At 71.0% G+C, this 11,622-nt stretch carries 10 protein-coding genes; 4 read left to right on the forward strand and 6 right to left on the reverse strand.

The window, feature by feature from the left end; genetic code table 11:
* Nucleotides 1-2 precede the first annotated feature (2 nt).
* Genes QSK37_RS44090 through QSK37_RS44115 form a run of 6 tightly spaced genes read right to left on the reverse strand, consistent with a single transcriptional unit; the run spans nucleotide 3 to nucleotide 6,722 of the window.
* The gene (locus QSK37_RS44090; protein WP_285633781.1) at nucleotides 3-848 is read right to left on the reverse strand and encodes an alpha/beta fold hydrolase; all 846 of its coding nucleotides are present in this window, start codon (nucleotides 846-848) and stop codon (nucleotides 3-5) included.
* 12 nt (nucleotides 849-860) lie between these two features.
* Nucleotides 861-2,036, reverse strand: a complete 1,176-nt coding sequence (locus tag QSK37_RS44095; protein WP_285633784.1) for a M24 family metallopeptidase — start codon at nucleotides 2,034-2,036, stop codon at nucleotides 861-863.
* 2 nt (nucleotides 2,037-2,038) lie between these two features.
* Entirely contained in the window at nucleotides 2,039-2,935 is an 897-nt protein-coding gene (locus QSK37_RS44100; RefSeq protein WP_285633787.1) for an ABC transporter permease, read from the reverse strand.
* Nucleotides 2,932-3,894, reverse strand: coding sequence for an ABC transporter permease (locus QSK37_RS44105; protein WP_285633790.1), 963 nt, complete (start codon nucleotides 3,892-3,894; stop codon nucleotides 2,932-2,934). Before QSK37_RS44105 ends, QSK37_RS44100 begins: the two co-directional genes overlap by 4 nt.
* Nucleotides 3,895-3,909: 15 nt before the next feature.
* Nucleotides 3,910-5,514, reverse strand: a complete 1,605-nt coding sequence (locus tag QSK37_RS44110) for an ABC transporter substrate-binding protein (protein ID WP_285633793.1) — start codon at nucleotides 5,512-5,514, stop codon at nucleotides 3,910-3,912.
* Nucleotides 5,514-6,722, reverse strand: coding sequence for a dipeptidase (locus tag QSK37_RS44115; protein ID WP_285573338.1), 1,209 nt, complete (start codon nucleotides 6,720-6,722; stop codon nucleotides 5,514-5,516). Before QSK37_RS44115 ends, QSK37_RS44110 begins: the two co-directional genes overlap by 1 nt.
* A gap of 286 nt (nucleotides 6,723-7,008) precedes the next feature.
* Between QSK37_RS44115 and QSK37_RS44120 the strand changes: the two genes are divergently transcribed.
* The 4 genes from QSK37_RS44120 to QSK37_RS44135 all read left to right on the forward strand — a co-directional run bounded on the left by QSK37_RS44120 (nucleotide 7,009) and on the right by QSK37_RS44135 (nucleotide 11,605).
* A complete protein-coding gene (locus QSK37_RS44120) occupies nucleotides 7,009-7,917 on the forward strand; it encodes an ABC transporter ATP-binding protein (protein ID WP_285633796.1) in 909 nt (302 codons plus the stop codon).
* A complete protein-coding gene (locus QSK37_RS44125; RefSeq protein ID WP_285633799.1) occupies nucleotides 7,901-8,974 on the forward strand; it encodes an ABC transporter ATP-binding protein in 1,074 nt (357 codons plus the stop codon). The genes QSK37_RS44120 and QSK37_RS44125 overlap by 17 nt, the downstream gene beginning before the upstream one ends.
* Nucleotides 8,975-9,149: 175 nt before the next feature.
* Complete coding sequence (crtI, locus tag QSK37_RS44130; protein ID WP_285633802.1) at nucleotides 9,150-10,658, forward strand: phytoene desaturase family protein; 1,509 nt, start codon at nucleotides 9,150-9,152, stop codon at nucleotides 10,656-10,658.
* Nucleotides 10,655-11,605 carry a phytoene/squalene synthase family protein gene (locus tag QSK37_RS44135; RefSeq protein ID WP_285633805.1) on the forward strand — a complete coding sequence of 317 codons (951 nt, stop codon included), beginning with the start codon at nucleotides 10,655-10,657 and terminating at the stop codon, nucleotides 11,603-11,605. Before crtI ends, QSK37_RS44135 begins: the two co-directional genes overlap by 4 nt.
* The last annotated feature ends 17 nt before the right edge of the window (nucleotides 11,606-11,622 follow it).

The raw sequence follows: 11,622 nt of genomic DNA on the forward strand, positions 1-11,622 counted from the left end.
CCTTATCGCTGATCGGCGCCCACGTCGCGCAGGAAGTCGCGGACGACCGTTCGCCACCGCACGGCCTCCTCGATCTGGGGAGAATGCCCCGACTTCTCGAAGACGACCAATTCGGCGTCAGGAATGAGCGACACGATTTTCTCACTGCTCTCGACCGGGGTGATCCAGTCATCACGCCCGACGGTGACGAGGGTCGGGCAGATGATATCGGGCAGCTGTGCCTTGATGTCGTAACCCGGCTGGTTGACCGCGAAGGCGAAGTTATGCGTCTCGTACCGGTAAGGGGTGGCCGCGACCTTCTCTTCGACTTTCGCCGGGTCGTAGACATGGTCATAGAGCGGCAGGATCTCGCGCCAGCAGTCGCGCAGGTCATCGTTGTCGCGTACGAGGCCGTTGTTGATGCGGTCGAGTTTCTCCACGTCGACGGTGACCCTCGTCGAGTTGAGGGCGTTGCGGCGCGCGGCCTCCTCATTGTCATGGTCGGGTGAGGTGTCGCGCAGGACGAGCGCCTTGACCCGCCGCGGATGGCGAATCGCGTACTCCATCGCGATGAAACCGCCGTACGATCCGCCGGCCATGACGATCTGCTCGGCTCCGATCCACTCACGCAGCCCGTCGACGTCGGCGGCCCACTGCTCGTGGGTGAACGGCGGATTGCCGCCGCTCTCCCCCGATCCGCGGGCGTCGAAGACGACGACCCGGAAGGTGTCGGCGAACGGCGCGAAGGTCGCCCGCGGCTCGGCGCGGGAGCCCAGCCCGGGAGCACCGTGGTGCGCGATGAGGACGGGCGCGCCCTCCTCTCCGAAGACCTCCACCGCCAGTTCGTTGCCATTGATCGTGACGAACACGATCCCTCCTTGCTAGACGGGGACGACGACGTCGTCGAGCGAGCGGGGATAGAAGGTGAAGGGGGTGGCCGCGTCATCGGTGACGAGCATGCTGTCGGAGATCCGGTATCCCGCGTGCCCGGTGACGTAGATGCCGGGCTCGTTGGACACGACCATGCCCGGCTCCAGGACCGTGGCGTCGCCGTCCTCCAGCCATGGCGGCTCGTGCATGCCCAGCCCGATGCCGTGTCCCTGGCGGTGTCTGAGGAATCCCTCCAGCCCCGCGTCCCGGATGACGTCCAGGCAGGTGCGGTTCACGTCCGCGCACCGCGCCCCCGGCCGGATGCTCGCCGCGCCCACGGCCTGGGCCTCTCGTACGGCCTCGTAGTAGCGACGCTGCTCCGCCGACGGCTCACCGAGCACGAACGTCCGCTCGCCCTCGACGAACCGGCCGCCGACCGCGCACCCGAGTGAGAGCACGAACGTGTCGCCGGGGCGCAGCCGGCGAGCCGACGGCAGCCCGTGCGGCCGCGCGCTGTTCTCCGCCGCGTAGACCAGGCCGCCGGCCAGCGGCGAGACCACCACGACGTCGTCGTGCTCGGCGTACATCGTGCGGCTGCCGAACGAGGTCACGTGCGCGGCGAGTTCGGCCTCGCTCGGCAGTTCCCCGCCGGCGCCGACGGCCTGTTCGATCAGGTCTCGCCCCGCGGTGAGCATCGCGTCGGTGATCCGCCCGGCCTCCCGGTGCAGCGCGATCTCCTCGGGCCGTTTGCGCAGGCGGGCGCGTTCGGCGACACCGGTCCGGACGAACTCGGCACCGGGAAACGCGGCACGGACGGCGGCGAGGCGGTCGACCGCCATGCCGCCCGGATGGCCGACGCGTCGGCCGCGGGGCACCCGCCCGGCGAGCGCGTCGAAGGGCGGGACCACCCCCGGATACTCCGGATAGACCACGAGCTCGGCCGCGGTGTTCTGGACCCGGGCGTGCTCGACTTCGAGCTCGGGCAGCAGCAGGGCCGTGGTCCCGTCCACGCCGATCCATACCGCGACCGGCCGCTCGCAGGGATGGTGGAAGAACCCGGTCAGGTACGCCACGTCCTCCGGAGAGTCGGTGAGGAGGGCGTCCACCCGCTCGGCGGCGAGAGCCGCGCGTACGCCGTCCTGCACGTCGGCGTAGAAGACGGCGGGAAGCCGCTGGTCGAACGCCACGCTCAGTCCTTCCTCGTCCGCGGGTCGCGGGCGTCGTTGTAGGCGATGGAGAGCAGGGTCGCGGCCACCACCAGCGCGAGGATGGCCAACGACGGGAAGAGCGTCGTCCACCACGCCTCCTGCATGGCGCCGGACTGCTGGGCCTCGAAGAGGATCCGGCCCCACGACCAGCTGTTCGGGTCCCCGAGCCCGAGGAACGCCAGGCCCGCCGCGGACAGCACCGCGCGGGACGCGGTGAGCACGACGGAGACCGCGATCACCGGTGCCACGGCCGGAAGCAGGTGCTTGCGGATGATCCACAGCGGCGAGCCGGTGGCCAGCCGCGCGGCGTCCACGTACGGCAGCCGTACGACCGCGAGCGCCTGTGACCGCACGACGCGGCTGACCTCGGGCCAGGAGAAGAAGGCCAGGACGAGCACGATGGTCTGCAGGCTCGGCCCGACGAGGGCGGCGACGAGAATCATCAGCGGGAGCACCGGAAGCGACAGGAAGAGGTCGACCAGTACGCCCATCACCCCGTCGACCCAGCGGAAGTACGCGCTGCACACGGCCACGGTCACGCCGATGACGATCGCCAGCGCGGTCGCGCCGGCCGCGACGAGCATGCTGGACCTCGTGCCGTACACCACCTCGGCGAACACGTCGCGGCCGAGGTTGTCGGTGCCGAACCAGTGGGCGGCCGAGGGCGGTCGCAGGATCGCCGTGCCGTGGCCGCGCGGATAGCTCGCGAGCAGCGGCGCGACGAGCGCGACCACGATGAGCAGTGCCAGCAGCACCATCGCGAGGATGCCGAGCGGATTGCGGCGGAACGCGTCCCAGGTCGCCTTCGCCGCGGCGGGCCGGTCCGCCACGTCCGCCGCGTCCGCCGTGCCGGCCGTGGACTCGATGAGTGAGGTCATGCGGTTCGCACCCGTGGATCGAGTAGCCCGTAGGCGAGGTCGGTGAGCAGGTTGGCGACGATCACCGTCGCCGACAGGAGCACGAAGGCGCCCTGGAGAACCGGGAAGTCCAGCTGGGTCACGGCCTCGTAGATGCCGCGCCCGATCCCCGGGTAGGCGTAGATCGTTTCGGTGAGTACGGCGCCGCCGACGACGAAGCCGAGCTGGAGCCCGACGAGTGTCGTCGTCGGCAGCAGCGCGTTGCGCAGAGCGTGCTTCCAGAGGACCTTGCGCTCACCCAGCCCGTTCGCGCGGGCCAGCGTGCAGTAGTCCTCGCCGAGCGCGTCGATCAGCGTGGACCGCAGCGTGAGCACGTACGAGCCGAGCTGGACGAGCACCAGCGACAGGCACGGCAGGACCAGGTGCCGCAGCACGCTGCCGTACCAGGCGATCCCGTAGGTGTTCTCCGTGTAGGCGCCCCCGATCGGGAACCAGCGCAGCTTCAGACCGAGGAGGTACAGCAGGAAGATCCCGATGCTGGGCACGAACAGGGACTGCCCGACGACGCCGCTGAGCTGTACGGCCCGGTCCCAGAACCCACGGCGCGAGGCCGCGAGCACCCCGAGCGGGACGCCGATGACGATCGTGACGACCAGCGCGGAGAGGGTGAGCAGGAGCGTCCACGGCAGCCGGTCCATCAGCGCCGTGGTGACCGGCACCGACTGGCTGAACGACACGCCCAGGTTGCCGTGCAGGAGCTGCCACAGGTACTTGCCGTACTGCACGGCCAGCGACTGGTCCAGGCCGTACTGGTGAAGGAGCGCCTGCCGCGTCTCCCTCGTCATGTTGGGGTTGGCCACCGCCAGCGCCGGGTCGCCCGGCAGCAGGCGGAGCATGAGGAAGGTGACGGTCACGGCGAACCAGATCGTGACCACTCCGCGAAGGACCCGTCGCAGCGCGAACCGGGCGAGAGGCGGCATGGCGGTGGCCCTTCGTCAGCTGCTCGACTTGACGTTGGCCAGCGACTGCGGATCGACGATCGACAGCAGTTCGCTCGGCTTGACGACGAACCCGGTCCAGTTCGAACGGTGCGCCACGTAGAGGTTCTGCGTGTACATCACGTTGTCGTAGACCTGGTCGTGCACCAGCTTGGCGGCGGCCTGGACGAGCTTCTTCTGCTCGTTCACGTCGGTCGTCGCCTGCGCCTTGGTCACCAGCGTCGACAGGTCGGAAGCGTCGACGTGGGAGTAGTTGATGATGCCCTTCGGCAGGTACGTCAGGGTCATGTTCGTCGCCGGGTCGTCCATGATGGCGAAGTTGCCGGCGTAGATGTCGTAGTCACCCGCGTCCGTCTTGGCCAGGTAGGTGTTGCGCTCCAGGCCCTGCGGCTTGATGGTGATCCCCGCCTTGGCCGCGTCGTCCCTGACCAGGGTCGCCCACTGCGCGGTGACCGGGTCCTGCAGGGAGTAGATCATCCGGAACGACAGCGGGAACTTTCCGCTGCCGTCGGCGGTGTACCCCGCGTCCTGCAGCAGCTTGCGCGCCATCGCCGGGTCGAACGTGTACTCCTGGAGCGACGGGTCGTGGAACTGCTTGAGCACCGGCATGATCGGGCTGCTGCCCGTGGAGACCGCCTGACCCTGCAGGACGACCTTGCGGATCGCGTCGTAGTCGACGGCGTGGGACAGCGCCTGGCGCACCTTGACGTTGTCGAGGGGCTTCTTGTCCATGTTGTACGCCAGGTGCGCGTAGCCCAGACCCGGGACCTCCTCGACCGTGATGCCGGCGGCCTTCTTGAGCGGCTGCACCTGCGCGGGCGGCAGCGCGTTGGCGATCGCGTCCACGTCGCCGTTCTTCAGCGCCAGGATCTCGGTGTTGACGTCCGGGTAGACCTTGTAGACGATCCGGCTCACCGTGGGCCGGCCGCCCGGCGCGAAGGGGTACGGCGTGACCCGCTCCAGCGTGTAGCTCTGCCCCTTCGCCACCTTGGTCAGCCTGAACGGCCCGGCGCTGACCCAGTTCGCGTTGTTGGCGAACTTCGCGACGCTGCCGGCCTTGCCGAACACGTGCTCGGGGACGACGTTGCCCCAGAAGCCGACCTCAGGAATGACGGTGGCATCCGGTTTGGACAGCTTGAGCTCGACCCGGGTGGGTGACACGGCCTTGGCCGACGAGAAGTTCGCGAGCTGCCCGTACAGCGTGCCGGACGGCTTGTCCTTCTTCACCGCGTTGAGCGTGTACGCCACGTCCGAGGCGGTCAGCGGCGTTCCGTCGCTCCACTTCATGTCGCCGCGGATCTCGTAGAACCCCGTGGTCGGGTTGGTGTACCCCCACTTGGTCGCGAGGGAGGGACGCTTGCTTCCGTCGTTCCCGACCGTCAGCAGGTGGGGGTACATCAGGTTGGTGAGCCAGTAGTCGGTCCGGCTGTTGCCGATGAGGGGGTTGAAGTTCACCACGTCGGTGGTGGTGGCGATCCGCAGTTCGGCGCCCCCGCCCGAGCCCGACTCCGCCGCCTTCTTGCTGGGCGCGCAGGCGCCCAGCGCGCCGGTCAGCACGGTCACCGCGGCCGTGCCGGCCATGAGTCCGGCGCGCCGGCGCATCACACCCACACCTCTTCCAGCACGCGTAGGGTGTTGCCGCCGACCACGGCGCGGATCTCATCGTCGGAGTAGTCGTGGGAGACCAGCCAGCCGATGATGTTGTAGAAGCACTCGGCCGGGTTCTCCAGGCCGTCGACATACTCCACCTTCGGGAACTCCACGCCGCTGTGCGCCTGCCCGATCGAGAGGTTGGCGGAGAACGCGTCGTGCAGGCCCACGTGGTCGCCGAACAGGGTGTCGGGCCCGAAGGTGACGTGTTCGATGCCGACGAGTTCCACGCAGTGCACGAAGTGGTCCATCACCGACTCCAGTGAGTGGCGCGGATGGGCGTGGGACAGCGTCGTGTGCGGCGCGGCCTCCAGCCCGAGGACTCCGCCGCGCTCGGCACAGGCCTTGATGACCGCGTCGGGCTTCATCCGGTTGGTCGGCCACACCTCGCGTGACCCGCAGTGCGTGATGAAGATCGGCTTGGTGGACTTCTCGATGACGTCCATGGCGGTCCGGTCACCGGAGTGGGAGACGTCGATGGCGATGCCGAGCTTGTTCATCCGCTCGACCGCGCGCTCGCCGAAGTAGGTCAGCCCGCCGTCGCCGCGCTCCTTCAGGCCGCTGCCGAGCGTGTTCGCCTCCGAGTAGGCGATGCCCATCTGACGGACGCCGAAGCCGTACAGGACGTCGAGCCGGTCGACCTCGTTCTCGATCATCGTCGCGGCTTCGAGGCCGAAGATGTGTGCCACGCGGCCGGACGCGTGAGCGTCGTGGATGTCCTTGACCGTCTCACCCTTGACGACGAAGTCCTGGTGGGCGAGGTCGGCCATCCGTACGCCGAGGTCGAACAGGACGTCCTGGTACTTCCAGCCGGCGTCGCTGCTGATGCAGCACGTGCCGTCCATGCCGTTGTCGAACACGGCGGTCATCCCCGAGCGGGAGAGGCCCTCGTAGCCGGTGGGCTCGCGGCCCTGCCGGATGTGCTCCCGGAGGTCGGACATGTCGTCGGGGAAGACCTGCACGTGCTCGTGCAGCGAGATCACGACCTCGTCGGTCAGCAGGCGCTTGGTACGTTCCAGCTGCGCGTCGGACAGCTCGAGGCCCTGGTACGGCGGTACCCGGCCGATCTGCTTGGCGTACGCGATGTCCCGGTAGTCCTTGCCGCGCTCGAGGTACTCGTAGGCGGTGTAACCGGTGTAGCGCTTCGCGGGCTCGAGCACTGGCTCTCCTCTCGTCTCCCGACTCACCCGGACCGATATCGCCGTTGCGGCACGTCCGATAGTCGGGAGTTCGTATGGCCGCATACTCTTGCCAAACTTCGGCGGGAGTGTCAAGGTATCGGCAATATTCCGGCCGAATACACGTCTCAGCTTGTTACATCCGGCGCTAGGAGGTTTCGTGGCGGTTACGTCAACCTCACCGACGGCGGCGCGATCCGCGTTGCGCGTACGCGGCCTGTCCGTCGAATTTCGGACGCGGCGGGGTCCGGTGCCCTCGGTCAGGGGCGTGGATCTCGACGTCGCGCCGGGCGAGCTCGTGGCGCTGCTCGGGGAGTCCGGATCGGGCAAGTCCGTGACCGTGCGCTCGATCATGGGTCTCGACGCGGACAACGCGCGGTCGAGCGCGGACGAGATGCGGCTGGGCGACACCGACCTGCTGGCGCTGAGCGGCGACGAGCGCCGCCGGCTCCGCGGACACCGGATGAGCATGGTCTTCCAGGACGCGCTGTCGGCGCTGAACCCGGTGCTCTCGGTGGGCGACCAGATCGGCGACCTGATCCGCGCCCACACCGACGCCTCACGGCGTGCCGCCCGCGCCCGCGCGGTCGAGCTGCTCGCGATGGTCGGCATCCCCGGGGCGTCCCGGCGGGTCGGGGACTACCCGCACCAGTTCTCCGGCGGCATGCGCCAGCGGATCCTCATCGGCATGGCGATCGCACTCGAACCGGAACTGCTCCTCGCCGACGAGCCGACCACCGCGCTCGACGTCACCGTGCAGGCGCAGATCCTCGAACTGCTCGACCGGCTGCGCCGCGAGCTGGACATGGCGGTCCTGCTCATCACGCACGACCTCGGGGTGGTCAGCGAGGTCGCCGACCGGGTCGCCGTCATGTACGCCGGGCGGATCGTCGAACGCGGCAGCGGCGACGACCTGCTCGCACAGCCCGCGCACCCCTACACCGAGGCACTGCTGACATCGGTGCCGCAGACGGAGGGCCTCGGCCGGGACCTGGTGACCATCCCCGGCTCCCCGCCGAACCCGGAGCGGGTCCCGCCGGGCTGCGCCTTCCACCCCCGCTGCTCGTGGGCGGTGGAGGCCTGCCGGGAGACACGCCCGGCTCTCATCGAGGTGCGGCGCGGGCGGGAATCCGCCTGCCACCGCAGTCAGGAGGTCGTCGGTGCCGGCAACGAGTAGCCCCCACACGCCGCAGCCGGCCGGAACGGCGCCGCCCGGAGAGGTCGTGCTGGAGGCGCGAGACCTGGTGAAGACCTTCACCACCGGGCGTGGCGGCCTGAGCCGCACCCGCGTGTCCAGCGTGGACGGGATCAGCCTGTCACTGCGGGCCGGCGAGTCGCTGGGGATCGTCGGAGAGTCCGGCTGCGGCAAGTCGACCCTCGCACGGATGCTCGTCGGCCTGGAGGTGCCGGACTCGGGCTCGATCAGCTACCGCGGCCGCGACGTGACCGCCGCCCGTCGCGGCGACCGGAGGCTGCTGCGGCGAGGCGTGCAGATGGTCTTCCAGGACCCCTACACCTCGTTGGATCCGCGGATGACCGTGCTGGAGATCGTCGGCGAGCCGCTGACCGCGTCCCGTACGGGCACGCGGGCCTCGCGGCGCGATCGGGTCGCCGAGTTGCTCTCCCTGGTCGGCCTGGCGCCCGGCCTGATGGAACGCTATCCGCACCAGTTCTCCGGCGGGCAGCGGCAGCGGATCGGGATCGCCCGCGCGCTGGCGCTGGAGCCGGAGGTCCTGGTGTGCGACGAGCCGGTGTCCGCGCTCGACGTCTCGGTGCAGGCGCAGGTCGTCAACGTCCTTCGCGACCTGCAACGACGGCTCGGCGTGACGCTGCTGTTCATCGCCCACGACCTGTCGGTGGTCCGCCACGTGGCCGACCGCGTCGCGGTGATGTACCTCGGGCGGATCGCCGAGATCGGACCGACCGCCACCGTCTACGAGGCGCCCGCCCATCCGTACACCCAGGCGCTGCTGTCCGCCTCGCCGGTGGTGGACCGGGCGCGGCGCGGACGGATGGCGGCACGGATCGTGCTCGACGGCGACCCCCCGTCGCCGACCAGTCCCCCGCCCGGGTGCCGGTTCCACACCCGGTGCCGGATGGCCCGCGACGACTGCCGGACCGACGTGCCGTCGCTGCGCCGGCCGTCCGAGGCGCAGGAGCGAGCGCGGCTGGCCGCCTGCCACCACGCCGAAGACGCCCTCACTCGCCTGGAGGACGTCTTCGGCCCGGCGTAGCGGGTCTCGCCCGGTTTCCGGCGCGTTCCCGGAAATCCGCACCAATCCAGGCAGTCATCCGCTCCGAATCCCCTCTGCGGTCCCGGTGAGCCGGGGCCGCGGCGCGAACGGCGCCGAGTGATCCACGCGGCGCGTTCGACGTTATCGGGCGATCCCGGAGGGTAGTCGATGCGACATGACTCACTGTTCGACCGTGCCGGGCAGGACCGATCACGTGATCGTGGTCGGTGCCGGGCTGTCCGGCCTGGCCGCCGCCTCGCACCTGTGCGGGCGCGGGCGCACTGTGACGGTGCTCGAACGCGACGGAGTGCCGGGCGGCCGGGCGGGCCGCCTCGACGTCGGCGGCTACCGGCTCGACACCGGGCCGACCGTGCTCACGATGCCGGACATCGTGCGCGACACGCTGGCGGCCACCGGCGCCTCGATGGATGAGCGGCTGCCCCTCATCCGGCTGGACCCGGCGTACCGGACGTTCTTCGCCGACGGCTCGTCGCTCGACGTGCACACCGACGCCGAGGCGATGACCGAGGCGGTACGGGCGTTCGCCGGGCCCCGCGAGGCGGAGGGCTACGCGCGGCTGCGCGCCTGGCTGACCCGGCTGTACGAGGTCGAGTACGCCGGCTTCATCGCGGCGAACGTCGACTCACCGCTCGGCCTGCTCACCCCGCGGTTGGCCCGGCTGGCGGCGCTCGGCGGCTTCGGCCGGTGGGAGAGCGCCGTCCGCCGGTTCCTGCGCGACGAACGGCTGCTGCGGGTCTTCACCTTCCAGGCGCTGTACGCCGGGCTGTCCCCACGCCGGGCGCTCGCGCTGTACGCGGTCATCGCCTACATGGACACCGTCGGCGGCGTGTTCTTCCCCCGCGGTGGCATGCGGGCGCTCCCGGACGCCCTCGCCGGCGCGGCCGCCGACGCCGGTGTGGAGTTCCGCTACGGCACGCGCGTCACCTCACTCGAACGCCGCGGACGCCGCGTCACCGCCGCGCTCACCGCCGACGGCGACCGGATCCCGTGCGACGCCGTCGTCCTCAGCTGCGACCTGCCGGCCGCCTACCGGCTGCTCGGCCACGTCCCCCGGCGGCCCGCCCGCCTCGTCGCCGCGCCGTCGGCCGTCGTCGTGCACCTCGGCGTCTCCGGCGACGGGCGGCCCGGCGACCGGGCCGGCGCGAACGGCACCGCCCACCACAACCTGCTGTTCGGCCGGGCCTGGCGCACCACCTTCGACGACCTGATCCGCGCCGGCCGGCCGATGCGCGACCCGTCGCTGCTGCTGACCCGCCCGACGGTCACCGATCCCGCGCTCGCCCCCGACGGACGCCAGCTCGTGTCCGTCCTCGCCCCGGCGCCCAACCTCGCCCGTGCCCGGCTCGACTGGGACCGGATCGGCCCGGCGTACGCGGAAGAGGTCATCCAGGCCACGGCCGTCCGGTCCGGTCTGCGCGTCCACGTGAAGGACGTCCTGCACGTCATCACCCCCGCCGACTGGCGCCGCCAGGGGCTCCTCGCCGGCACACCCTTCAGCCTGGCGCACACGTTCGGCCAGACCGGGCCGTTCCGGCCCGCCAACCTCCCCCGTACGACGGACAACGTGGTGCTGGCCGGCTGCGGCACCGTACCCGGCGTCGGCGTCCCGACCGCGCTGGTGTCCGGCCGCCTGGCCGCCGACCGGATCACCGGCAACCCGTGACCGCCAGAGAGCTCGACGCCGCCGGGATCACCGACCCGTCCCTGCGGGACGCCTACCTCCGGTGCCGGACGCTCAACGCCCGGCACGGCCGGACGTTCTTCCTCGCGACCCGGCTGCTGCCGCCGTCGCGGCGGCCGGCCGTCCACGCCCTGTACGGCTTCGCCCGCCACGCCGACGACATCGTCGACGAACCCGCGCCGGGCACGCCGGTCGCGCGGATCGCCGCCGCGCTGGACCGGCTCGCCGCCGCGCTGGCCGGCGGCCTGCGCGCCGGCCGCAGCGACGACCCGGTGCTCGCGGCGGTCGTGCACACCGCGGGCCGGCACGGCATCGAGGGCGGTCTGTTCGACGCGTTCCTGCACTCGATGCGGATGGACCTGACCGTGACCGGCTATCCCACGCGAGCGGCGCTGCGGGAGTACGTGTACGGGTCGGCCGAGGTGATCGGGCTGCAGATGCTGCCCGTGCTCGGCACGATCTGCGATCCCGCCGAGGCGGCCGACGCCGCCGCGGCGCTCGGCGAGGCGTTCCAGCTGACCAACTTCCTGCGCGACGTCGCCGAGGACCTGGACCGCGGCCGCGTCTACCTGCCCGCCGACGAGCTCGCGGCGTTCGGCGTCGACCGTGAGGTGCTCGCCGCGTGCTGGCGAAGCGGCCGGGCCGAGCCTCGGGTACGGCGCGCGCTCGCCGACCAGATCGCGCGGACACGCGAGGTGTACGGCCGGGCCCGGCCCGGGATCGACCTGCTGCACCCCGCCTCACGGCCCTGCATCGCCACGGCCTGCACGCTCTACTCTCACATCCTCGACCGCATCGAGGCGCACGACTACAACGTCTTCGACGGGCGCGTCTCCGTGGGCACCGGCCGCCGGCTGGCGCTCGCCGGCGGCGCCGTCGCACGCTCCCTGTGGGCGCGCGCACGGGCGCCCGCCGATGAGGCACGGTGACGGCGGCGGAAAGGAAC

It is taken from the genome of Actinoallomurus iriomotensis, from assembly GCF_030269445.1.
GTDB classification, from domain to species: Bacteria; Actinomycetota; Actinomycetes; order Streptosporangiales; family Streptosporangiaceae; genus Actinoallomurus; species Actinoallomurus iriomotensis.

Bases quoted from the DNA above. Each gene is read 5' to 3' on its own strand.
- QSK37_RS44100 (WP_285633787.1), bottom strand. From the start codon at position 2,935: ATGACCTCACTCATCGAGTCCACGGCCGGCACGGCGGACGCGGCGGAC.
- QSK37_RS44105 (WP_285633790.1), bottom strand. From the start codon at position 3,894: ATGCCGCCTCTCGCCCGGTTCGCGCTGCGACGGGTCCTTCGCGGAGTG.
- QSK37_RS44110 (WP_285633793.1), bottom strand. From the start codon at position 5,514: ATGCGCCGGCGCGCCGGACTCATGGCCGGCACGGCCGCGGTGACCGTG.
- crtI (WP_285633802.1), top strand. From the start codon at position 9,150: ATGACTCACTGTTCGACCGTGCCGGGCAGGACCGATCACGTGATCGTG.